The organism is Nonomuraea sp. LPB2021202275-12-8, assembly GCF_037044575.1.
GTDB lineage: Bacteria > Actinomycetota > Actinomycetes > Streptosporangiales > Streptosporangiaceae > Nonomuraea.
This window is the reverse complement of the sequence record NZ_JBAHWD010000009.1, coordinates 257,873-281,043: the sequence shown is the minus strand read 5'-3', so window position 1 is coordinate 281,043 and position 23,171 is coordinate 257,873. Positions and strand designations below refer to the sequence as shown.

At 69.2% G+C, this 23,171-nt stretch carries 21 protein-coding genes; 10 read left to right on the top strand and 11 right to left on the bottom strand.

What is annotated here, in order from left to right:
* From V5E28_RS20005 to V5E28_RS19995, 3 genes are all read right to left on the bottom strand, one after another.
* On the bottom strand, positions 1-446 hold a 446-nt coding region (locus V5E28_RS20005; protein ID WP_336208460.1), incomplete at its 3' end, for a DUF4158 domain-containing protein.
* 363 nt (positions 447-809) lie between these two features.
* Entirely contained in the window at positions 810-1,526 is a 717-nt protein-coding gene (locus V5E28_RS20000) for a TetR/AcrR family transcriptional regulator (RefSeq protein WP_336208459.1), read from the bottom strand.
* Between the two features lie 380 nt (positions 1,527-1,906).
* Positions 1,907-2,635, bottom strand: coding sequence for a GbsR/MarR family transcriptional regulator (locus V5E28_RS19995; RefSeq protein WP_336208458.1), 729 nt, complete (start codon positions 2,633-2,635; stop codon positions 1,907-1,909).
* Positions 2,636-2,942: 307 nt separating this feature from the next.
* Between V5E28_RS19995 and V5E28_RS19990 the strand changes: the two genes are divergently transcribed.
* From V5E28_RS19990 to V5E28_RS19970, 5 genes are all read left to right on the top strand, one after another.
* Positions 2,943-3,317 (top strand): DUF1048 domain-containing protein, encoded by a 375-nt coding sequence (locus tag V5E28_RS19990; protein WP_336208457.1) that lies wholly within the window; start codon positions 2,943-2,945, stop codon positions 3,315-3,317.
* A 229-nt stretch (positions 3,318-3,546) separates the two neighbouring features.
* Positions 3,547-4,785 (top strand): serine hydrolase domain-containing protein, encoded by a 1,239-nt coding sequence (locus V5E28_RS19985; RefSeq protein WP_336208456.1) that lies wholly within the window; start codon positions 3,547-3,549, stop codon positions 4,783-4,785.
* A gap of 500 nt (positions 4,786-5,285) precedes the next feature.
* Positions 5,286-7,010 carry a CocE/NonD family hydrolase gene (locus V5E28_RS19980; RefSeq protein WP_336208455.1) on the top strand — a complete coding sequence of 575 codons (1,725 nt, stop codon included), beginning with the start codon at positions 5,286-5,288 and terminating at the stop codon, positions 7,008-7,010.
* Between the two features lie 219 nt (positions 7,011-7,229).
* Positions 7,230-7,355: a hypothetical protein gene (locus V5E28_RS19975; protein ID WP_336208454.1), complete on the top strand. Its 126-nt coding sequence runs from the start codon at positions 7,230-7,232 to the stop codon at positions 7,353-7,355.
* Positions 7,356-7,516: 161 nt separating this feature from the next.
* Complete coding sequence (locus V5E28_RS19970; RefSeq protein ID WP_336208453.1) at positions 7,517-8,044, top strand: GNAT family N-acetyltransferase; 528 nt, start codon at positions 7,517-7,519, stop codon at positions 8,042-8,044.
* Between the two features lie 79 nt (positions 8,045-8,123).
* Here V5E28_RS19970 and V5E28_RS19965 read toward each other — a convergent pair whose 3' ends face one another.
* Positions 8,124-9,011 (bottom strand): serine/threonine-protein kinase, encoded by an 888-nt coding sequence (locus tag V5E28_RS19965; RefSeq protein ID WP_336208452.1) that lies wholly within the window; start codon positions 9,009-9,011, stop codon positions 8,124-8,126.
* 39 nt (positions 9,012-9,050) lie between these two features.
* The gene (locus V5E28_RS19960; RefSeq protein WP_336208451.1) at positions 9,051-10,853 is read right to left on the bottom strand and encodes an N-6 DNA methylase; all 1,803 of its coding nucleotides are present in this window, start codon (positions 10,851-10,853) and stop codon (positions 9,051-9,053) included.
* A gap of 76 nt (positions 10,854-10,929) precedes the next feature.
* On the opposite strand from V5E28_RS19960, the gene V5E28_RS19955 reads away from it, so the two are divergent.
* Positions 10,930-11,700: a PP2C family protein-serine/threonine phosphatase gene (locus V5E28_RS19955; protein ID WP_336208450.1), complete on the top strand. Its 771-nt coding sequence runs from the start codon at positions 10,930-10,932 to the stop codon at positions 11,698-11,700.
* Between the two features lie 112 nt (positions 11,701-11,812).
* Positions 11,813-12,715 carry a CHAP domain-containing protein gene (locus V5E28_RS19950; RefSeq protein WP_336208449.1) on the top strand — a complete coding sequence of 301 codons (903 nt, stop codon included), beginning with the start codon at positions 11,813-11,815 and terminating at the stop codon, positions 12,713-12,715.
* A gap of 18 nt (positions 12,716-12,733) precedes the next feature.
* On the opposite strand, the gene V5E28_RS19945 is transcribed toward V5E28_RS19950, so the two are convergent.
* Positions 12,734-13,774, bottom strand: a complete 1,041-nt coding sequence (locus tag V5E28_RS19945; RefSeq protein WP_336208448.1) for a glucose 1-dehydrogenase — start codon at positions 13,772-13,774, stop codon at positions 12,734-12,736.
* A gap of 103 nt (positions 13,775-13,877) precedes the next feature.
* On the opposite strand from V5E28_RS19945, the gene icmF reads away from it, so the two are divergent.
* Positions 13,878-17,099 carry a fused isobutyryl-CoA mutase/GTPase IcmF gene (icmF, locus tag V5E28_RS19940; RefSeq protein ID WP_336208447.1) on the top strand — a complete coding sequence of 1,074 codons (3,222 nt, stop codon included), beginning with the start codon at positions 13,878-13,880 and terminating at the stop codon, positions 17,097-17,099.
* A 40-nt stretch (positions 17,100-17,139) separates the two neighbouring features.
* Positions 17,140-17,646 carry a thiol peroxidase gene (tpx, locus tag V5E28_RS19935; RefSeq protein ID WP_336208446.1) on the top strand — a complete coding sequence of 169 codons (507 nt, stop codon included), beginning with the start codon at positions 17,140-17,142 and terminating at the stop codon, positions 17,644-17,646.
* Here the strand turns inward: tpx and V5E28_RS19930 are convergent.
* Together V5E28_RS19930 and V5E28_RS19925 are read right to left on the bottom strand one after the other, a co-directional pair.
* A complete protein-coding gene (locus V5E28_RS19930) occupies positions 17,633-18,538 on the bottom strand; it encodes a TIGR03619 family F420-dependent LLM class oxidoreductase (RefSeq protein WP_336208445.1) in 906 nt (301 codons plus the stop codon). The two genes, tpx and V5E28_RS19930, sit on opposite strands and share 14 nt — an antisense overlap.
* A gap of 3 nt (positions 18,539-18,541) precedes the next feature.
* Complete coding sequence (locus V5E28_RS19925) at positions 18,542-19,345, bottom strand: SAM-dependent methyltransferase (RefSeq protein ID WP_336208444.1); 804 nt, start codon at positions 19,343-19,345, stop codon at positions 18,542-18,544.
* Between the two features lie 123 nt (positions 19,346-19,468).
* Between V5E28_RS19925 and V5E28_RS19920 the strand changes: the two genes are divergently transcribed.
* Positions 19,469-20,260, top strand: coding sequence for a helical backbone metal receptor (locus V5E28_RS19920; RefSeq protein ID WP_336208443.1), 792 nt, complete (start codon positions 19,469-19,471; stop codon positions 20,258-20,260).
* On the opposite strand, the gene V5E28_RS19915 is transcribed toward V5E28_RS19920, so the two are convergent.
* Genes V5E28_RS19915 through V5E28_RS19905 form a run of 3 tightly spaced genes read right to left on the bottom strand, consistent with a single transcriptional unit; the run spans position 20,225 to position 23,165 of the window.
* Positions 20,225-21,406 carry an ROK family transcriptional regulator gene (locus tag V5E28_RS19915; RefSeq protein ID WP_336208442.1) on the bottom strand — a complete coding sequence of 394 codons (1,182 nt, stop codon included), beginning with the start codon at positions 21,404-21,406 and terminating at the stop codon, positions 20,225-20,227. The genes V5E28_RS19920 and V5E28_RS19915 overlap by 36 nt on opposite strands.
* A 5-nt stretch (positions 21,407-21,411) precedes the next feature.
* Positions 21,412-22,257 (bottom strand): carbohydrate ABC transporter permease, encoded by an 846-nt coding sequence (locus V5E28_RS19910; protein WP_336208441.1) that lies wholly within the window; start codon positions 22,255-22,257, stop codon positions 21,412-21,414.
* Complete coding sequence (locus V5E28_RS19905) at positions 22,254-23,165, bottom strand: carbohydrate ABC transporter permease (protein ID WP_336208440.1); 912 nt, start codon at positions 23,163-23,165, stop codon at positions 22,254-22,256. Before V5E28_RS19905 ends, V5E28_RS19910 begins: the two co-directional genes overlap by 4 nt.
* Positions 23,166-23,171 lie beyond the last annotated feature (6 nt).

Here is a 23,171-nt window from a genome sequence, read left to right as displayed (position 1 = left end):
CCGGGGCCGAGCGCTGAGTCTTGAGGTAGGGCGTGGGACGGCGTCTCCTGCCGCCCGTCTCGCAGCCGTATAAAGGCACGGTCAGGCGGCGAACCTTGAGGTGACCGGTAGAGCCGGATGCTCGTGCTGCCCGCGGCGCAGCCCACCACGCCGAGGTGAAGCGGTGTACGGCCCGGGGCGGCTACTGGCCGGCCGAGCTGCTCGGCGACGTAGTCGACGACCACGGCCGGCGCGTCGGTCGGACCGGAAAGGAAGGTGCCGAGAAAGCGCACCGTTCCCAGTTGAAGGGCGTAGCCGATTTGGTTGCGAGCGCCGTTGGCGGCCATCGCCTCGCGCCGATCTACGGCGTCCAGGTGGAAGAAGGCGCCCAGCTGGGCCGGGTCGGGGACGCCGTTGAAGGCTCCCCATCGGCTGCGTTGTTCGTCGGTGAGGAAGTTGACGGGCATGTGATCCCTTCAGACACGCCAGGGCGCCTCCACCTCGCCAGTGTGGTGAAGGCGCCCCGGATATCGCCAGCGGCCAGGCCGAGTGATCGACTTGGCCGAGTACGTGCTGAATTGTGCCAGCCCTTCAGGCTGCATGATCACCGCTGGCAGAGGGCTTCGGGCCGAGGCCGGAGCGCCACCGCGACCGCCCGGCGCGGGAGGCCTCGACGCCCAGATCTGATGGTTGCTTTTGCTGGGGCGATCTCTATCGTCGAGATCATGGCAGCCCGCGCAATCCCAAGAAGGACAAGGCCGCCCGGCGGCGCCGCCCAGAGCGCCGTCCGACGCCCTCGGGCAGGCGGGTGCGGGTGAGCATCGAGACGGTCACCAGCCCTCGTGCGATCTGGTGGAGATGAGCTGTTCGAGGCCGTCGAGGATGCGGTGCAGGCCGAACGTGCGGGTGTTGTGCGTGGTGGGGTTGGCGGTCGCGACCGCGGCTGTCACTGACGGATAGCGTTTGCGGTGTTCGTGCAGTTGTTCGCCGATGCTGTCGGGAAGCTGTCCGTCGGCGGTCCACGGGAGGGTTCCCGCGGTGTCGGCCGACCGGGTGTTGCGGGTGTGGCTGCTGACCAGGCGTACGGCGTCCATCTGTTCATCGCCGTTCAGTCCCGTGTCGGTGAGTGCGCTGAGGGCGGCCTCGACCCAGCCGACTTCGTTGGGTCCCATGATCCGGTTGCCGACGGTGACGTCTGGTAGCCATGGGTGGGCCTCCCAGGCCGCCCACATCCGGTTGGCCCATTCCTCGAGCCTGCTCCGCCAACCACCGGTTATCCGGGTCAGGTCCGGTGGGTCGCCGACGGCCGCTTCGATCATGGCGGCAATCAGTTCATTCTTGCTGGCGACGTACCGGTAGAGCGCCATCTTGGTGTAGTCGAGCTCGCCGGCGACGCGCTGCATGGTGACCGCGTCGAATCCCTCGGTATCGGCGATGGCCACGGCGGTGCGCGCGATCTGCTCGATGCTCAGTGTCGGCTTTGGGCCGCCCCCGGCCCACGGCTCGCGCAGTCCCCACAGCAGCTCAACGGTGCGTGTCGGGTCCATCATCACTCTCCCTGACTTGGCTCTTGCGATCCTACACCGTCTGCGGCTACCGTACACAGCGTCCCAAGGACACAGCGTCCAAGAGACATGTCTACGATCGTGAGGGCCGGGAACGAGGCCATGGGTGTCAGGCCGGATCGGGTATCGCAAGATCGAACATTGCAGGTCAGGGGATTCATGATGGGAAAGAGCAACAGCGGCTTCTCCGAAACGGGGCTGCGCAGGCTGCGAGAGGTGCTGGCAGGGCGGGTCGAGTCCGGGACGATTCCCGGGCTTGCCGCCCTGGTCAGCCGAGGCCATGAGACACACCGGTTACGAGGTTTCCAGGAGGCGCCGACATGACGCCCAGTTCCCTGGCCCTCGCCATGAGCCGCGAGAGATCATGACGGGTGCCCGGGTTGGCGGTCGGCCTGGTCCTGCTGCCACTGCTGCATGACCTGTCCGAGGCTCGCGTTCACCAGGAGCAGGAACTCGGCGGAGGTGCCGAAGCGGGCGCCGGCCGGGGTTGCTGCCCCGAGGACCTCCGCAGCGCGCTGCGAGGTGGCGGCCAGGGTCTCGTTCATCTGCAGGGCGGCGAGGGTGGAGCGGACCCAGAGTTCGTCGTCGATGACATAGCGTTCGCGGCGTCCCCCTGGTTCTCGTTCCCGCTTGAGGAGTCCCTGCTGCTCCAGGAGGGCGATGGTCTGTGAGATCGACGCGGGGCTGACGCGAAGCCGCTGGACCAGGTCGGCGGCGGTGAGGTTGCCGGAGTCGGTGACATGCAGGCAGGCCAGCACCCTGGCCGCCATCCGGGGCATCCCCTGCTGCTCCAGGAGGGTGGCGAAGGATTGCGTGATGTCTTGGACCGCCTGGGGGTCGCGTCCGTGGCTGCTGTCGCCGAGCGGCGGCGCGGGGGGCTTGGCCTGCCGGTGCCGGCGTGCGCGCTGCTGGGTGGCCTCCTGTGCCCGCTGCGCCCGGTAGTCGTCGGGTCCGCCGTTGCGGGTGACCTCTCGCATGATGGTCGAGCCGGGCCGCCCGAGACGCCGGCCGATCTCGGTGTATCCGAGCCCCTCGGCCAGTCCCGTAGCGATGTGCCGGCGATCCTCATCGGTGAGTCTGTCTCCGGGCATCGGTGCTCGTCTCCCATCTGCCGGCGTGCGCGCCTCGGCGCCCGCACTCCCGCCGCACAGTATGCAATCACTCGCAGTCCATTGCAACAAAAGCTCTGATCATTTATTGCAATCAGTGTCACGTTCATTGCAATGCTCGCCATAGAGTCGCGTTTAGCAGGCTAGTTAGCTCGCAGTGCAAGTTGACTCATTTGTGAATGCAATGTACCGTCGTAGCAGTTTAGTGATGCATGAACGAACGGCTGGTGGCGGACTGGAGCTTCCCCACGCAACGGCTCGAACAGCTCCACCAAGGAGACGGATCATCATGTCTGACACAAAATTTGGCGGTTTCATCGCGACGATGGTCGGCCCCAAGCGGCGGTGGCGGCAGTACCAGGCACGCGTACGACAGCTTCCGCCGAACTACCGGGCAGCGGTCGAAGCGACTCAGCGGCACATGATGCACTTCGTGCCGACCGACGCCGACAGCGACGCGTCCAGGTTCGAAGACCTCGCCGCCCTGTTCGAGCAGGCCGCGGCGAACGGCACGCCGATCCGCGAGGTCGTCGGGCCGGACCCGGTGAAGTTCGCCGAGGCGTTCGTCCACAACTACTCCGACGGCGGATACGTCCCCGCCCGTGCGCGTAAGCAGCTGACCGAGGCCATCGAGCGCGCCGCCGGCGAAGGCTCCGGAAAGTAGCCAAGACAGGCTGACAACACCCCAGCACCGCGCAGCCGAAACCGAGCACCGCTTTCCTCGAAGGCCATTCACGGTTCACCGACCGCCCCCTGCAGGGCTGCGAACCGAGGCCACACCGAACCCACCCTCGACCCTCGTAGGTCGCCCATGCCCGTGAGCGCCACGCCGGGACGGGGTTCGCAAGATCCAACACTTTGAGTATCGAACACTGTCTGTAAGGAGATCCATCATGGGAACTGGCAACAACGGCTTCACCGACGCGGGACTGCGCAGGCTGCGCGAGGTGCTGACGCGGCATGTCGAGTCCGGGAAGATTCCCGGACTGGTCGCCCTGGTCAGCCGAGGCGAGCAGACGCACGTCGAGACGATCGGGACGATGCGCCATGACGGTGGCGCACCCATGAGCCGCGACACCATCTTCCGGATGGCTTCCACGTCCAAGCCGGTCGCGGTGTCGGCGACGATGGTCTTGCTGGATGAGTGCCGGGTGCGGCTGGACGACCCGGTGGATCGGTGGCTGCCGGAGCTGGCCGACCGGCAGGTGCTGACGCGGCCCGACGGCCCGCTGGACGACACCGTGCCCGCGCGGCGGCCGATCACCGTACGGGACCTGCTGACCTCCACCTGCGGACTCGGCATCGACCTGACGGCGAAGACCGCCCCGATCATGGGGGCGCTCTTCGAGCGGGGAGTCTACGGCCAGGAGGACGGATGGCTGCTGCCGGCGCACGAGCCGGATGAGTGGATGCGCCGCCTGGCCACGCTCCCGCTGGCCAACCAGCCCGGCGAGCGGTGGATGTACAACCTCAGCGACGACGTGCTCGGCGTGCTGGTCGCCCGGGTCACCGGACAGCCCTTCGAGACGTTTCTGCGCGAGCGCATCTTCGAGCCGCTGGGCATGACCGACACCGCCTTCCACGTGCCCGTCGACAAGATCCACCGGTTCCCGCCGCTGTACGCCCCCGACTGGCAGACCGGAGAGTTCAACGTCGAAGACCCGGCCGAAGGCGGACACCACAGCCGGCCCCCGGCGTTCCCGTCCAGCGGCGGCGGACTCGACTCCACCGCCGACGACTACCACGCCTACTTCCGCATGCTCCTCAACGGCGGCACGCACGACGGCCGACGCATCCTGTCCCGGGCCGCCGTCGAACTGATGACCACCAACCGCCTCACGCCCGAGCAGCAAGCCGCCCGAGAGGTCCATGCCCGCAACGTCCTCCACACCGGGTACGGCCTCGGACAGCACGGCGGCTGGGGCTTCGGGATGGCGGTACGCACCTACCGCGGCGACTACGCGCCCATCGGCCAGTTCGGCTGGGACGGCGGAGCCGGCACCACCACCTACGCCGACCCCAAGAACGGCCTCGTCGGCATCCTGCTCACCCAGACCGGCATGTCCACCCCGGACTCGGCGCGGGCCATCCACGACTTCTGGACCACCCTCTACCAGGCAATCGACAACTGACAGCCCATCCTGCCTCGTCGAGATCGCTCCGGCAGAAAGACCACGACCAGGCTCCGGCCTTCGACGCCGGCACCGTCAGGCCGAAACCCGCAGCACGACACGTTCTCCACCAGGCACTGCACCGACTGCTCACAGCGCTCGCGCTGCACCAGGGCCACACTCGCTCGCACACGACGAGCATGCCGCTGCCCGTCGGCGCACTCGCCGCCGCCGCGGCGTGCTCTGCCAGCCGCCGCAAATCCCGCTGATCTGGCCAGCACACGCCGCGCTGACAAGCGCAAACGCTTCTGGTGCCACCCATCGCAATGACCAACCCCAAAGGAGGGCACATGTCCAACCGCCCACGGCGAGGGCTCCTCGCCGCAGTCACCCTCGCGATCCCGCTCGTGATCGCCGATGCTCCCGCCGCCTCCGCGGCGGACAAGCCGGAGATCAAAGTCTCCGGCGGGGTGACGCAGCCCGTCTTCTCCTACCAGGACGCCATCCGTGAGCACGTCCGGGTGCAGTCGCCGGTCGACAGTGACGGCGACGGCAAGAAGGACCTGATCCGGGTGGACATCATCCGGCCGAAAGAGAGCGGTTCCGGACTCAAGGTCCCGGTGATCATGCACGAAAGCCCGGCTTTCGACGAACCGGGTGCCGGTTTCGAGGTGGAAAAGAAGAAGTATGACGCGAACGGGAATGCGACGAAGTTCCCGATGTTCTACGACAACTACTTCGTGCCGCGTGGGTATGCGTTCCTGTCCGTCGACATGATCGGCACCAGGTTGTCTGAGGGCTGCCCGACCACCTACGGCGCCCCCGACGTGCTCGGCGGCAAGGCGGTCATCGACTGGCTGAACGGCCGGGCGAGCGCCATTGACGACAAGGGTGACCCGGTCAAGGCCTCCTGGACCACCGGGCGTACCGGGATGATCGGCCACTCCTACGAGGGAGCGCTCGGCATCGGCGTGGCCGGCACCGGCGTGCAGGGGCTGGAGACGATCGTGCCGATCGCGTCCTACACCAGCGGGTATGAGACGTCGCGGATCAACGGCGCCCTCACTTTCTCCAAGGGCACGCAGGAATTCATGGCCAAGCGGCTCGACGCCGATCCGGATGAGAAATGCGCGGCGGTGCACCAGCGCCTTCGCGAGGGCTCCGACGACGCCACCGGCAACTACAACGCCTACTGGCACGAGCGCAACTACCGGACCGGACCGATCTCCAAGGCGCGCAACGTGCGCGCCAGCGTCTTCGGCGTTTATGGGATGCAGGACCGCAACGTGGTGGGCAGCCAGTTTGCCGAGTGGTGGGCCAAGCTGCCCCGCACCGTGCAGCGCAAGGCGTGGGTGACGCAGTACGCGCACCTCGACCCGTTCTGGACCCGCCGCGAGGTGTGGCTCACCACCCTGAACAAGTGGTTCGATCACGAACTGATGGGCGTGGCCAACGATATTATGCGCCAGCCCCGCGTCGACGTGCAGCACGGCCCGGACCGGTGGATCAGCCAGGCCGACTGGCCGGCACCCGCGGCGCGGACGACGACCCTGCGGCCGCAGCGGGACGGCTCCCTGGGGCGCACGCCCTCGGCTGGCACCGGCAGCTATCTCGACACCGCCCAGACCGAGATCGCGATGGCCGACAACCCCGCCACCACCAACCCGAACCGGTTGGCCTTCCTGACCCCGCCGCTGGAGAACGCGCTCAGGCTGTCCGGGACGCCGTCGGTGAGCCTGCGCCTGAAGCTGGACAAGCCGACCGCCAACCTAGGTGTCCTGCTCGTCGATTACGGCACCGACACCCGCATCAACGTCCGTGAACTCGGCGCAGATCGCGCCTATGGCTTCAAGTTCATCGGCGGCGAAGACTGCGTCGGCCCAAGCACGGTCGATGACGACGGCTGCTACCTCAAAGCCGGCGACAACACGGCGACCACCGGCTTCAACGTGGTCACCCGCGGCATCCTGGACGCCCAGAACCACCAGTCGCTCAGCCGCCAGACTCCGCTGACGCCGGGCAAGCCGTACCAGATCACCTGGAAAATGCTGCCGCAGGACTACGAGTTCAAGGCCGGACACCGCCTCGGCCTGGTCCTGACCGGAACCAACGACGACTTCAACGTCGCCGCGGACGGCCATGGCAGCGAGAACAAGGCAGAACCCGGCACCGGAGCCCAGGTCACCATCGACCTGACCGGCACCTCGATCTCCCTACCGGTGGTCAACGGCGCTCCCAGCAAGTAACAGCATGACCGATCATGCGTACGGTCGCGGCCGAGGGACGCGACCGTACGCATGACGTACCGAGCACGGCACAGGCACAGCGGGGAGCTCGCGGGCCGGGCGACATCCGCGCAGGTGGGAGCGGATGGGAGAGCGGTGGGGCGGCAGCGCAACGCCGCCAGCTGGTCTGCTACATGGCTCGACTGTCAGCCTGGCCGCGGACCGCCGTAGCGAATCCGCTTGCGGTCAACCGGGGGTGTCACCGAACTGGCCCAGGTGGCGATGTTCGAGCTGAAGATCGTCGGCCAGAAGCTCGTCAAGCGCGGCATCCGCCCGGAGTTCGCCTGGGCGGAGCCGCCGGCGTAGGCCGTCTCCTCGGGCCGCCATCCGCGCGATCAGGCGGCCGGCTGGTCCTCGTCGATCGCCTTCTGCTCCTGGAAGCGGTATCGACGGAATGTCGTACGTCGTCCGTACGGTTTCACCGTTGAGTTCGACCGGCCGTCGCCGCCTGCCCGAAGGAGAATGCCATGTTGACCGGAGAGCGCGTACGCCTGCGAGCCCTGGAGCCGGCTGACAGCGAGCCCCTGTGGCGCTGGTACCACGATCCCGAGGTGGGCCGGTGGATGGACGCCGCACCCCCGATCTCCCTCGCGCAGAACATGGAGAAGGGCGCCGACCGGCCCCGCAACACCTTCGAGCAGATGGTGCTCGGCATCGAGACGATCGAGGGCGGCAGGTTCATCGGATACGTCTCCCTGGGCGACACCGACCTCATCCAGGGAGAGGCCACCCTGCAGAGCATCGCCATCGGCGATCGTGACCACTGGGGCGGCGGTCATGCGACCGACGCGCTACGGGTGATCTGCCGCTACGCCTTCGAGGAGATGGGCCTGCACCGGGTCACCCTCTGGGTGGTCGCTGCCAACGCGGCGGCCGTCCGCGTCTACGAGAAGGTCGGCTTCGTCGTGGAGGGAAGGCGCAGAGAGGCCTTCCGTGCCCGGGGCAAGCGGCACGACCTGCTCATGATGGGCCTGCTGGAGTCGGAGCTGACGTGAGCGGCAGGACCCGATGCAGCTCTTGTCGCGGCGCACCAACGTCGCGGCGCACCAACTGGGAGGCGACGCGAACGCGCCTCTAGCTGAGCACCCGGCCCACCATGCGCGCGTACATCCGGCCCGGACTGGGCGCATGCGTCAGGAAGCCCGGCAGCATCGGCAGCGACACCGCGAACGGCTCCAGCCGCCGATAGAGCTCGTCCGCGTCCGCCGGCCGATCCCCCGGGTTCTTCTCCAGCAGTTGCCCGAGCAGGGCGCCCACCCCGGCGGGAAGCCCGGGTATGGCCGGTGGCCGCTCCTTCACCTGCTTCTCGAACACCACATAGTCCGTGGGCCCGGTGAAGAGCTGCCTCCCGGTCAGCATCTCGTGCAGCACGCACCCGAGCGCGTAAAGGTCGCTGCGAGGCTCGGCGATCCCGTGCTGGATCTGCTCGGGCGCCATGTACGCGGGGGTCCCCAGGATCTGCCCGATCCGGGTGAACGTCGTCACCTCGGCGTCCCGCAGCATGGCGAGCCCGAAGTCGAGCACCTTGACGCTGCCGTCGGGGCACAGCATGAGATTGGTCGGCTTCAGATCCCGGTGGCAGATGGACAGCGCGTGCGCCGCCGACAGCACCGCGCAGGCCTGCGCGGCGATCGCGGCCGCCCACGGCACCGGGAGCGGCCCGTGCTCGCTCACCACGTCGGCCACCGTGACGCCCTCGATGAACTGCATCACCTGATAGAGCCGCTGCTCGTGGGTGCCGAAGTCGTAGAGCACGGGCGCGCCGGGGTGCTCGAGCCTGGCCAGGATGCGCGCCTCACGGATGAACCTGCGCTCCAGCTCCTGGTCGGGGCCGCTGGGCAGCCTGAGGAGCTTGACCGCGACCCTGCGGTCGAGGTGGCGGTCGTGGCCGGCGTAGACGGCTCCCATGCCGCCCTGGCCGAGGGGGAGGGCTTCGAGCTCATACCGGTCTCCGATGACCATAACCCCCCTCCCCACACCCTTCCGGGAAAAGCTACACCGTCAGGACTGCGGGTGCAGGTGGCCGTCGGTCAGCCCGTCGAGCCCGAGCCGGATCAGCGTCTGGCCCAGCGCCGAGGTCTCGCGCAGCGCGTCCTCGAGCACGGCGAGCTGCCTGAACGCCTCGCCGTAGGCGTGCTGTTCCTTGAGTGAAAGTCTCGGCAGGCGGGTGCGCCGCACGTCGAACCTGCTGGAGCCGGTGGAGGCGCGGCTGCCGGCCGCCCTCAGGAATCCCGCGAGGAAGTCGGCGTCGAGCCTGCGCGCGTCCACCCGGTAGAGCGTCAGGTGCGGCCCGAGCACGCTGCCGGCGTCGGCCATCACCCGGACGCTGGAGTAGGAGGCCACCACGTCGCCCGGCTGGATCGTCACCAGACCCTGCCGAGTGCCGGTGCGGCCGGAAGGCGGCGTGCCGTGGGCCACGTCGTCGGCGGTGAGCACGGGGACGTCGCCGTCGCCGGCGGCCATCCTGGGCGGCGCCTGGGACACCGTCACCAGGCCCTCCTTGATCAGGTCGCCGACCGTGGTGACCGGCTGGTCGAGAGGCTGGTCGAGCACCTTGAGGTCGGGCGGCGTGGCGGCGGCGGCCAGGAACCGGTCTCGGGTCTCGGTGAACGCCCGGCCCAGGTCGTCGCGGCGCTGGTGGCGGGCCGGGGTCATGTCGACCTCGTCGGCCAGCAGGTCGATGATCCGGACGGCCTGCCCGGAGCCGTCCTCCAGGTAGGCCTGCCAGGCCGGCTCGACGGCCGACTGGTCGGCGGCGGCGTCGAGGATCAGCACGTCGGACGGCGGGCGCTCGCCGGCGGCCGGACGGCGCAGCAGCCACAGGTCGGAGCCCGGCAGCGAGATCACCGCCCGCAGGGCGCCGGCTCGGAGCAGGTTGGCGCGGATGCGCCTGCCCGCCTTGCGGCTGGCCGCGGCGGGCGGCATCAGGATCGCCACCGGCCCGCCCGGCTTGACGTGGGTCAGGCAGTGCTGGACCCAGGCCAGCTCGGGCTCCCCGCGCGGGGGCAGGCCGTACTCCCAGCGGGGGTCGCCGACGAGCTCCTCGTAACCCCAGGCCCGCTCGTTGAACGGCGGGTCGCAGACCACGGCGTCGGCCTTCTGCCCGGCGAACCCGTCATGGCGCATCGCGTCGCCCGCCACGATCGTCGCCTCGACGCCGCGCAGGCGCAGCCGCGCGTCGGCGATCGCGGCGGAGCCGTCGCCGAGCTCCTGACCGAGTACCCGCGCGGCCCCGGCCTCGAGCAGCAGCGTCCCCACGCCGCAGGCGGGGTCGAGGACCGTGGCGCGCCCTTCGCCCTCGCCGCCGGGGTCGACGCCGTCACCACAGCCTCTGGAGGCGGATCCGACGCCGACAAGCCGCACCATCAGCTCCGCGACGTCGTCGCGGGTGACGGAGAGCTGCCTGGAGTGGGCTTCGAGATAGCGCTCGACGAGGAACTCGTAGGCCGTCAGCGGCCCGTGCCGCTCCGCGAGCTCCGACACGAGCGCCGCCACTTCGGGCTCCAGCTCGCTCGCACCGGTGGTCAGCAGCGCCCCTGCCTGGGCAACGACCTCGCCAAGGCGCAAATCGCCCGTGGCTTTCAGGCGTTGCCATGCCCGATCTCCCAGGGATAGCTGGTAGGACTTCCCATAGCGTCGCAGCCATGCCTCGACCTGTGGCAGCGAGAAGAGCGGCTGATTGGCGGTGCCGCCGACAGGGGGCGGGAAGTCCTCGTGGCGGCGACGCCAGTTGCTCACCGCGGCACGCCCGACACCGGCGAGCCGGGCGATGTCCCCGGCGTTCAGGGTCGGGTCGTGGCTCATGAAGCCCAGACTAGTTCAACCGAGTCTTCAGCGCATCTGCTTGTGAAGTCTTTCAACCAATGATTTACTGCTAGGTATGAAGCACAACATCCGCTATGCCGCCGGATCAGATGTGGGCCGCCGCAGGGAGCAGAACGAGGATTCCGGCTACGCGAGCGGCCGGTTGCTCGTGGTGGCTGACGGGATGGGTGGACATGCGGCCGGCGAGCTGGCGAGCTCGGCGGCCATCGCGGTCATGCGCGAGCTGGACGCCACGCTTCCCGAGACGGGCACCGACCTTGAGGCAGCGCTCGAAGGCGCCGTCCACGAGGCCGCGCGCAGGCTGGTCGAGCTGGCCGACATCGACCCCGCGCGCAGGGGGATGGGGACCACGGTGACCGCCATGCTGTGGGACGGTTACCGGTTCGCCCTGGCTCATCTTGGTGACTCCCGCGGATACCTGCTTCGCGACGGCGCGCTCTATCAGATGACCAAGGATCACACACTTGTGCAGTCGATGGTGGACGAAGGGCGCATCACGGAAGACCAAGCCGCCGTGCACCCGCGCCGCTCCATGGTGCTGCGGGTGCTGGGCAGTGAGGGCAGGGCGGAGCCTGACATGGCGCTGCGCGAGGCCGAGCCGGATGATCGCTACCTCCTCTGCTCGGACGGGCTCACGACCGTGCTGGGGCCCGAGACCCTGCACGAGGTGCTGACCACGGTGGCAGACCCGGCGGTGGCCGTCCAGAGGCTCATCGACCTGGCCAACGAGGGCGGCTCACCGGACAACGTGACGGTCATCGTGGCCGACGTGGTCGCGTCCGGAGCGGGCGACGCGCAGATCTTCAGGGTGGGCGCCGGCTGCTGATTCACCAGCGCCCCCACCAGTCACAACAGCCCCAAGGCCGATATTTCGACTCATAGCTAGACACTTTCCGGGTGTCCCGCGCACGTTCGCGATGCCGCTATTACAGTCCATCGTGATCTGCCACATTCTGGGGGGAGTCGAGCTGGACCCGATCGCTGAAGAGTTATTAGGTACGGTCCGCAAGGAACTCGGCTACCGGGAGAAGAGCGGCGAGCACACCAAGTTCGGTCATTGGTACGCCGACCGCGTCCAGGATCCGCAGTATCGGGACGCCCCCTGGTGTGACATGTTCATCGCCTGGGCCGCCGACAAGGCGGGCATCGCCGACTACGTAGGCCAGTTCGCCTGGACCCCTTCCCACGCGGTCTGGTTCATCAAGCAGGACGCCTGGACGCAGCAGCCCGAGCCTGGAGCCCTGGTCTTCTTCGACTGGAAGGGCGGCAAGAGCTACAAGGGCGTCGACCACGTCGGGATCGTGGAGCGCGTCGAGGGCAAGAAGATCCACACGATCGAGGCCAACGTGGACCGCGTCTGGCTCAAGCGCAAGACCCGCGAAACCGACAAGGTCGTAGGTTACGGCCTGCCGCGCGTGGTCAAGGCCAACGCCACCCTGGGCGAGATCCGCTCCACCGAGCAGCCGTTCCCGCTCGGTGAGCGCGCCGACCGGCCGCAGAGCTCGCCGCTCGACGTCCTGGGCACACCGCTGGCCCTGCTGGCCGTCATGGTCGTCACCACCGTCGTGGTCTCGCTCCGCCTCGCCGGCCGTGGTCGCGGCCATCACCGCCGCTTCCGCTGGCCTTGGAACGCGCCATCCGATCCGCCGCCCGGCAAGACCGCCGAGGCGCCCCCGCCGATGGGCCCGCGCGTCAGCCCTCCCGTCCCGCGCGCCAGGTCGGGGTCGCCGAAGCCCGCGTCGGCGACGCGCGAGTCCGGCTCCGTCGCCACGAAGACCCGTGTCCCGGTAGGCACGGGCCGCACCCCGGCCAGGCGCAGGCCGTACGAACCGAAGGGGTGACGGACCCGCGCACGCGGGTCAGCCCTCCAGTTCGATGATCACCTTGACGTCATCGCTGGGCTCGAAGGCCTCAAGGGCCCGGTCCAGCGGCAGCCGCCGGGTGATGAGGCGCTCCAGCCAGCGGTGGTCCGCCTCGGTCAGGGCCTTCGCGGCGGCGCGGTAGTGCCGCAGGTTGGCGTTCACGCTGCCGAAGACCACGTCGTTCTCCAGCACGATGTCCCGGTTGACCTGCCCCGCGTCGACGCTGAGGGTCCGCCCGCCGCTGGAGACGCCGGTGAGGCAGACGATGCCGGCGGCCGCGGTGTTGAGCATGGCCTCCATCACGAGCGGTCCGGCGCCGGTGGCCTCGATGATGATGTCCGGCTTGAAACCGATGCTCTCCAGGGCGGCGCCCGAATGGTAGGTGGCGCCCAGGTCGGCCACGAGGGCGGACTTGACCCCTTCGGTGGCGCGGTCCAGGACGTGCACGTCCAGCCCTCGCTGGACGCCGAGCAGCGCCGCCAGCAGTCCGATCGGGCCGGCCCCGGTGACGAGCACGGTCTGCGGCTCGAACCAGGCCCGCGCGCCGATGCGCTCGATGTGCTCCCACGCCTTGGCCACCACGGACGTGGGCTCGACGAGCACGCCGAGGGTGCCGAGCGCCGGGTCGATCCTGACCGCGTAGCCCGCCTCCACGGTCCAGCGCTCGCTGCCGTAGCCGTCCAGCTCCTTGATGCCGCGCTCGGTGTACTCGCCGTTGCGGCACATGTCGAACTCGCCCATGGCGCAGGCGGGGCACGGCTCGGGGTCCGGCCGGCGGACCACGCCGACCACGAGGTCGCCGGGGGAGTAGGCGGAGCCTTCCGGGATCTGGAGCACCCGGCCGAGCGACTCGTGGCCGAGGATCATGGGCTCCTCGCGTGGCCAGCCGTACTCGCCGGAGTTCAGTTCCCTGTCCGTCCCGCATATGCCGAGTGCCAGGCCCTGGACGAGCAGCTCTCCCGCCCGCGGTCGTGGCTCCGGAACCTCCGTCACGCCGAGCGTGCCCTCCTTGCCGGGAACCAACGTGATCGCACGCATGCCCTCACCTCCGAGGGCACTACTACCCACCGAAGGCCCCTTGGGAAATAGTAGGACGTCCTAGTATCTTCGAAGCAGGCCCCTCACGAAGGAGTGATCAGGCGTGCACGTTCCGGTCCATCCGGTCCGATTCGTAACAGCGGCAGCGCTGTTCGACGGCCACGACGCGGCGATCAACATCATGCGACGGATCCTCCAGACCCAGGGCGCCGAGGTGATCCACCTCGGGCACAACCGGTCGGTGGACGAGATCGTCACCGCGGCCATCCAGGAGGACGTCCAGGGCGTGGCGATCAGCTCCTATCAGGGCGGCCACGTGGAGTTCTTCTCCTACCTGGTGGACCTGCTGCGCGAGCGCGGCGCCGGCCACGTCAAGGTGTACGGGGGCGGCGGCGGTGTCATCGTGCCCGAGGAGATAGAGCTCCTCCACTCGCGGGGCGTCACCCGGGTCTTCTCACCGGAGGACGGCCAGCGCCTCGGCCTGCCCGGGATGATCAACAAGCTGATCGAGGAGTGCGACGTCGAGCTGACGGGCGCGCCCACCGTGGAGGCCGTGGTCTCGGGCGACCAGCCGGCCCTGGCCCGCGCGATCACCCTGATCGAGTCCGGGCGGGCCCCGGCCGAGCTCGTCGAGGGGTTGCGCGCGGCGCGCCGGTCCGCGCCCGCGCTGGGCATCACGGGCACCGGCGGGTCGGGCAAGTCCTCGCTCACCGACGAGCTGGTCCGCCGGCTGCGCGTGGACAACGACGACAAGCTGCGCATCGCCGTCATCGCGATCGACCCCACCCGCAGGCGTGGCGGTGGCGCGCTGCTCGGCGACCGGATCAGGATGAACAGCCTGAGCCCCCAGACCTACTTCCGCTCGCTCGCCACCCGGGGCGCCCCCAACGAGGTGCCCGCCTGCCTCGACGACGTGATCGCCGCCTGCCGCGCCGCCGGATACGACCTGGTCGTCGTGGAGACGCCCGGCATCGGCCAGGGCGACGCGGGGATCGTGCCGCACGTGGACGTGCCGATCTACGTGATGACGCCCGAGTTCGGCGCCGCGTCCCAGCTTGAGAAGATCGACATGCTTGACTTCGCCGAGGCGGTCGTGATCAACAAGTACGAGCGGCGCGGTGCCGAGGACGCTCTGCGCGACGTGCGCCGCCAGCTCGTACGCAACCGTGAGGCCTTCGGCGTCTCGCCGGACGAGATGCCGGTGTTCGGCACGATCGCGGCCCGCTACAACGACGCCGGCGTCACGGCCCTCTACCACCACCTCAAGGACATCCTGGTGGACAAGGGCATGCAGGCCGGTCCGGGGCTGCTGCCCGCGGTGAGCGGCCGCACCTCGCAGGCTTCGGCCGCGATCGTGCCGCCCGCGCGGGTGCGCTATCTGGCGGAGATCGCCGACACCGTGCGCGCCTACCACGCCGAGACGCTCGCCCAGGCGGCGGTGGCCCGCCGCCGGCAGCAGCTCGCCGAGGTGCGCGCGCTCCTGGACGCCGGCGAAGGCGGCGGCGCGGCCGACGCGCGGCTGGCCGAGCTGGCCGAGCGGGCCGAGCAAGAGATGAGCGAGGAGAGCCGGGCGCTGCTGGACTCCTGGCCCGCGACCAGGGAGCAGTACACCGCGGACGAGCTGGTCGTGCGGGTGCGCGACCGGGAGATCCACACGCCGCTGTGGCGCGAGACCCTGTCGGGCAACCGCATCCCCCGGGTGGCGCTGCCCCGCTACACCGACCACGGCGAGCTGCTCAGGTTCCTGCGCGCCGAGAACCTGCCGGGCAGGTTCCCGTTCACCGCGGGCGTGTTCCCGTTCAAGCGGGACGACGAGGACCCGACCAGGATGTTCGCCGGCGAAGGCGACCCGTTCCGCACCAACAGGCGCTTCAAGCTGCTGTCGGCGGGGCAGCCCGCGACCAGGCTCTCGACCGCGTTCGACTCGGTGACGCTGTACGGGAACGACCCCGACCTACGGCCCGACATCTACGGAAAAGTCGGCACTTCTGGGGTGTCGATCGCGACGCTCGACGACATGAAGGCGCTCTACGACGGCTTCGACCTGGCCGCGCCCAACACCTCGGTGTCCATGACGATCAACGGCCCGGCCCCCACGATCCTCGCCTTCTTCCTCAACGCCGCCGTCGACCAGGCGATGGACCGTTTCCAGGCCGAGCACGGGCGCACCCCGTCCGAGGAGGAGGCCCGTGACCTGAAGGCCAGGACGCTGGCCACCGTCAGGGGCACCGTGCAGGCGGACATCCTCAAGGAGGACCAGGGCCAGAACACCTGCATCTTCTCCACCGAGTTCTCGCTCAGGATGATGGCCGACATCCAGGAGTGGTTCATCCACAACGGCGTCCGCAACTTCTACTCGGTCTCGATCTCCGGCTACCACATCGCCGAAGCCGGCGCGAACCCCATCAGCCAGCTCGCCTTCACCCTGGCCAACGGCCTCACCTACGTGGAGGCCTACCTGGCGCGCGGCATGGACATCGACGACTTCGCGCCGAACCTGTCGTTCTTCTTCTCCAACGGCATGGACCCCGAATACAGCGTGCTCGGCCGGGTCGCCCGCCGGATCTGGGCCGTCACGATGCGGGAGAGGTACGGCGCGGCCGAGCGGTCGCAGAAGCTCAAGTACCACGTCCAGACCTCGGGCCGTTCGCTGCACGCGCAGGAGATGAACTTCAACGACATCCGCACCACCCTGCAGGCCCTGATCGCCATCTACGACAACTGCAACAGCCTGCACACCAACGCCTTCGACGAGGCGGTCACCACCCCGTCGGCCGACTCGGTGCGCAGGGCGATGGCGATCCAGCTCATCATCAACCGCGAGTGGGGCCTGGCGCGCAACGAGAACCCGCTGCAGGGCTCGTTCATCATCGACGAGCTCACCGACCTGGTCGAGGAGGCGGTGCTGCGGGAGTTCGAGCGGCTGTCGGACCGGGGCGGCGTGCTGGGCGCGATGGAGACCGGCTACCAGCGCGGCAGGATCCAGGACGAGTCCATGCTGTACGAGACCCGCAAGCACGACGGTTCGCTGCCCATCGTCGGGGTCAACACCTTCCGCAACCCGGGCGGCGACGAGCACGCCCCGCACAAGCTGGAGCTCGCCAGAGGGACCGAGGAGGAGAAGCGCTCCCAGCTCGACCGCCTGCACGGCTTCCACGAGCGGAACCGGGGCGAGGCGCCTGCGGCGCTGGCCAGGCTGCGCGAGGTGGCCATGTCCGACGGCAACGCCTTCGAGGTGCTGATGGAGGCGGCCCGCGTGTGCTCGCTGGGTCAGATCACGGATGCCCTGTTCGAAGCGGGAGGCCAATACAGGCGGAATGTCTGACCTAGGTAGCGTGGATGGGGTCGCCGTGAAAGGAGCCGACATGTCCGAGGTCACGTTCAAGGGCAAGCCCGTCACCGTGGGGGGCACGTTCCCCAAGCCGGGAGACAGCGCACCTGACTTCCGCCTGGTGGGCACCGATCTCGCCGACCACTCGCTGGCCGAGTACGGCACGGCGACGAAGGTGCTCAACATCTTCCCGAGCGTCGACACCGGCACCTGCGCCGCCTCGGTTCGGCGCTTCAACCAGATCGCCGGCGAGAACCCCGGCGTGGTGGTGCTGTGCGTCTCGGCCGACCTGCCGTTCGCGCAGCGGCGCTTCTGCGGCGCCGAAGGGCTGGACAGCGTGACGACGCTGTCGCTCATGCGCGGGCGCGAGTTCTTCACCGACTACGGGGTGGCGCAGGAGACGGGCCCGATGGCGGGTCTCGCCGCCCGCGCGGTGGTCGTGCTGGACGGCGCCAACGTGGTCACGCACGCCGAGCTGGTGCCCGAGATCTCCCAGGAGCCCGACTACGACGCCGCGCTGGCTGCGCTCAGCCGGGGCTGAGGCGGGACCTGAATTCCTCGGCCAGCTTGAGCAGGTGCTGGTCGTCGACGGCGGTGTGCTGGAGGTCCAGGATGATCTCGTGGACCCCGGCCGCCGCCGCCTCGTTCAGGTAGGCGGCGATCTGTGCCACGGTGCCGCTCCTGGGCGGCGCCGCGCCGGCCTCGCCGGTGATGACCGGGTTGGCGCGCAGGATCATGCGCAGGGCCTCCGGGTCGCGGCCGGCGGCCTCGGCGCCGCGCCGTACGGTGTCCCACATCGCGGTGAGCATGCGGATCGGCAGGGTGGCGGTGAGCCAGCCGTCGGCCCTGCGCCCGATGCGCTGCAGCGCGTCGGGCGCGAAGCCGGCGAGATAGAGCGGCGGGCGGCCGACCGGCTTGGGGTGGATGCGGCTGGGCGCCACCGTCCACAGCTCGTTGGCGTAGGCCACCGGGTCGCTGTGCCAGATCGCCTCCAGCGCGTCGAGCGTGGCCTCGTACCGCGCCGCCCTGGACTTCCACGGCACGCCGACGGCCGCGTACTCGTCCGAGGACCAGCCCAGCCCCAGGCCCACGTCGAGCCGGCCGTCGCTGAGCTGGTCGACGGTGGTGAGGGAGCGGGCCAGCAGCGGCGGCGCGTACCAGCAGGCGTTCAGCGCGCTGGTGCCCAGCCGGACCCGGGAGGTGATCGAGGCGGCGACCGACAGCACCGCGAACGGGTCCAGGAAGACCCCGTGCGCCTCCGGGATCGCGCCGTCGCCGCCGGGATAGCGGTCCCTGGGCTCCAGCGGCGTCAGCAGCCGGTCGCCCACCCACAGGGCGGCGAAGCCCATCGCCTCGGCCTCCCGCGCGACCAGGCGCAGGCTGCTCAGGGAGGCGAACCTGCCGTACTGCGGCACCGCCAGGCCGATCCGCATGTCTCAGTTCCTCCTGGCCACGCCGCACAGGATGAGCGACGATTCTGGACGGTCGATGAAGTCGATCGTGTCGGCCTGGCCGGGCCGCCACTCGGGCAGCCAGACCAGCCCGGGATCCACCAGCTCGAACCCCTCGAACATGGCCTCGATCCGCCGGCGGTCGCGCAGGACGAGCGGTGAGGTGGCCCGCCGGTAGACCTCGGTGCCCTTGTCGACGGCGTCGGTGCGGGCGTCGCTGGTGCCGTGGGACATGACGAGGTAGCTGCCCGGGGCCATGGCGTCGTGCAGGATCCGCATGATCTGCCGCGGGTCGTCGGCCTCGCTGATGAAGTGCATGACGGCGACCAGCAGGATGCCGACCGGCTTGGTGAAGTCGATGGCCTCCGTGACATCAGGGTCTTTCAGGATCTCCTGGGGTCTGCGCAGGTCCCCCTCGACCGCGGTGGTGTTCTCGTCCGCGGCGAGCAGCGCCCTGGCGTGCACCAGGACAACCGGGTCCCGGTCCACGTAGACCACCTTGCTCCCGGTGGAGACGGCGTTGGCCACCTCGTGCACGGCGCCCTGGGTGGGCAGGCCGGTGCCGATGTCCAGATACTGGTCGATCCCGGCGTCGGCCAGGAACCGCACGGCCCGTCCCAGGAACGCCCGGTTGGCCCGGGCGGCGGCCCGCAGTTCGGGAGCCACTTTCAGGATCCGCTCAGCGGCGTCGCGATCGGCCGGGAAGTGGTCCTTCCCACCGAGGTAGTAGTCGTACAGGCGGGCGACGTTGGGCGTGTTCGGATCGAAGCCCAGCGAGTCTCGCTCCAACCGACGATCCCCCGATTTCAAGAAAAAACGATCTTTTCAGGATTCTACGGATCTATAACCTCACTTGTGAGGCAATTCCCGGCAAGTCGGCCGGCTAAAGTCCAGCCGTCTAGAGTTTCTGCTGTGCGGAGCGAAGACGTCGATGACACCGGGACGGCCGTGCCCGTCCCCGAGACCGTGACGCGCATCGTGTCGCTGGTGCCGTCGCTGACGGAGTCGGTGGCCGAGACCGTCCCCGGAGCCCTGGTCGGCGCCACCGACTGGTGCACCCACCCTGCCGGCCTGGACGTCGCCAGGGTCAAGGGCACCAAGAACCCCGACCTCGACCTGATCAGGCGCCTGCGCCCGGACGTCGTCCTGGCCAACGCCGAGGAGAACCGCGCCCCGGACATCGAGGCGCTGCGCGAGGCGGGCGTGCCCGTCTGGGTGACCAGGATCGAGACCCTGGAGCAGGCCTTCGCCTCGCTGGGCAGGATGTTCGCCCTGGCCTGCCGCGCCGGGCGGCCCGGATGGCTCGACCGGGCCGAGGAGAGCTGGGGGGCGCCGTACGAGGGGCCGAGGAGGACCGCGGTCATCCCCATCTGGCGGCGCCCGTGGATGGTGGTGGGCCGCGACACCTTCACCGGTGACGTGCTCGCCAGGCTGGGCGTGGACAACCACTACGCCCGCCACCCCGACCGTTACCCGAAGATCCCGCTGCCGGAGCTGGTCGAGGCCCGCCCCGACCTGGTCGTGCTGCCCGACGAGCCCTACGCCTTCAGCGCCGCCGACGGCCCGGAGTCCTTCCCCGGCCTGCCCTGCGCGCTCGTCAGCGGGCGGCTGCTCACGTGGTACGGCCCCTCGCTCGTCACGGCGAGGGCCGGGCTGGAGACCGCGCTGTCAGCTGACCGCGCCGGTCCTGGGCCGTCCCTTTGACGGGTTGAGCTTGGCCAGGGCGGTGTCGACGGCCTCGGGGGACAGGACGTGCTCCATGACGATGACGGCCGTCCCCACGATGCCCGCCCGGTTGCCCAGCGAGCTCGGCACGATCTCCAGGTTGCGGGTCGTGTACGGCAGGCTCCTGCGGTAGACGCTCTCCCTGATGCCCGTCAGGTAGTGCTCCCTGGTCTCCGCCATGTCACCGGCCAGCACCAGGACGCCCGGGTTCAGCAGGCTGACAGCGGTGGCCAGCACGATGCCCAGGGTGCGGCCCCCCTCCTGGGTGCGCGCGATGGCCGCCGGATCGCCGGCGTGCACCAGGCGCACCACGTCACGGCTGCTCTCCTGGCCCAGGTCCGTGGCCAGGGCGTGGCCGCTCGACAGGGAGGCGACGCAGCCGCGCGAGCCGCAGGTGCACACCCGGTCGTCCGTCTCGTGCAGGCGGACGTGGCCGATGTTGCCCGCGGCCTCCTCCACGCCCCGGTAGATGTGCCCGCCCAGCACGATGCCGGTGCCGATGCCGGTGGACACCTTGATCAGGATGAGCGAGTCGCAGTGGCGCCAGAACGACCACCACTCGCCCAGCGCCATCGCGTTGGCGTCGTTCTCCACCAGGATCGGCACGTCGAACCGCTCCCGCAGGACCTCGCTGATCGGATGGTCGTCCCAGCCCGGCATCAGGAACGACCTGATGACCCGGCCCGTGGTGTGGTCCACCGAGCCGGGCAGGTCCAGGCCGATGCCGCACACCTGCTCGGCGGTGCGGCCGGTGCGGTCGAGCAGCCGCTGGAAGGCCTGCCCCACCCACGACAGGACGGCGTCGGGGCCGAGCTCGATGCGCATCTCGGTGTGCTCCTCGGCCATCGGCCGGGCCGCGAGGTCGGTCAGCGCCACGCGGGCGTGACTGGCCCCGAGGTCGGCCACCAGCACCAGGCGGCTGGTGGCGTCGATGTCGAGCACCGAGGGCGGTCGCCCGCCCCCGGAGGTCCCGACGCCGGACTCGTGGATGTATCCGGCCTCGATGAGCCGGTCGACCCGGTCGGTGATGGTCGACCGGGACAGGCCGGTGAGCTCGATCAGTTCTTTGCGCGTCCGGCAGGAGCCATCGCGGATCAGCTGGAGGACCTGCCCTGCCGTCAGCATGGTCGCTATCCCTTCTCCGCTCCCGCCGTGAGCCCCTCCGTCAGCAGTCTCTCGCTGGCGAAGAACACGAGCACGATGGGCAGTGTCAGAACCACCGATCCTGCCATGAGAACCGTTGTCGGGATCTCGATGCTGCCTGCCAGCTGAGAGAGCCCAAGCGAAACGGTCCAGCTGTCCCGCTTCTCCACCAGGAACAGCAGAGCGAACAGGAACTCGTTCCAGGCGATCATGAACGCGTACAGCCCGGTGGCCATGAGCGCCGGCTTGGACAGCGGCAGCACCACCCGCCAGATGGTCGACAGGCGGGTGCAGCCGTCGATCGCGGCCGCCTCCTCCACGCTCTGTGGCACCGTTTCGAAGTAGTTGCGGAGCATGTATACCGTGACGGGCACGGTCTGCGCGATATACACGAGAATCAGGCCGACCAGAGAGCCCCGCAGCCCGAGCATGGTGAAGAGCACGAAGAGCGGGATGGCCAGCACGATGGCCGGGAACAGGTACACGGCCAGGAACAGGAAGTGCACCTGCCGGCGCCCGAAGAAGCGCAGCCGCGCGACGGCGTAGGCGCCGGGAATCGAGATCAGCAGCGTGACCGCGACCGAGGCGACCGCGACGATGGCGCTGTTGCGCATGAAGATCAGGAAACCCTGCCTGCCCAGCACGTTCACGTACGTGTCCAGGGTGAAGTTCCGCGGCCACAGCGAGCCGGGCTCCAGGATGAGCTCCTGGATGTCGCGGAAGGACAGCATCACCATGTAGTAGAACGGAAACGCGGTGATCAGGAAGAGAAAGGCGATCACCAGCGGCTTGAGCACCTTGAAGAGCCCACGCTCGAACCTGTCCCTGCTCATGAGTCGCGTTCACCTCCCCCGAAGAACTTCAGATACACGACCAGGAACACGACGAGCACGACCGCCAGCACGATCGCCTGCGCGGCCGACGCCCCGATGTCGTCGCGGGCGGTCAGGAAGTTGTAGACGCGCACGCTGACGACCTCCGTGCCGGCTCCGCCGCCGGTCAGCAGGTAGACGTCGTCGAACTTGGTGAAGGTGAACACGAACCTGAGCACCGACAGCAGGGCGATGATCCGCCAGAGCTGCGGCATGATCACGTAGCGGAAACGCTGCGTCGGCGTCGCCCCGTCCACCACCGCGGCCTCGTCCAGCTCGGCTGGCAGCGCCTGGAGCCTGGCCAGGATGAACAGGAAGGCGAACGGGAAGTAGCGCCACGCCTCGAACGCGATCACGGTCAGCAGCGCCACCGGCACCTCGATGCCGAGAAAGGTGCCCTTGGCCTGGGTGAGGAAGGCGATCGGCTCGCTCAGCCAGGTGTTCACGATGCCGTACTGGGGATTCAGCATCGTCTCCCACAGGAACGCCACCGCCACCACCGGCGCCACGTAGGGGATCAGGATGGAGGCCCTGATCAGGGTCCTGCCCTTGAACCTGTCACGCAGCGCCAGCGCGGTCACCAGCCCGATCACGATCGACAGCGCCGTGCCCGCCACGGTGTAGACGAGCGTGTTGACCAGGGCCGACCAGAACCCCGGCTCGCTGATCACGTACGCGAAGTTCTCCAGCGTGTAGTTGCCGAAGAGCCCCGCCTGGCGGATGTTGATCAGCCGTACGTCCTGGAACGCCAGCATGATCGCCCACAGGAGCGGCAAGACCACCACCACCAGCGTGATGATCAGGGTCGGCGAGATCAGCGCCAGCCCGGCCCTGCCCTCCTGCTGGCGCAGGGTCTGCCCGCGCCTCACTCCGCA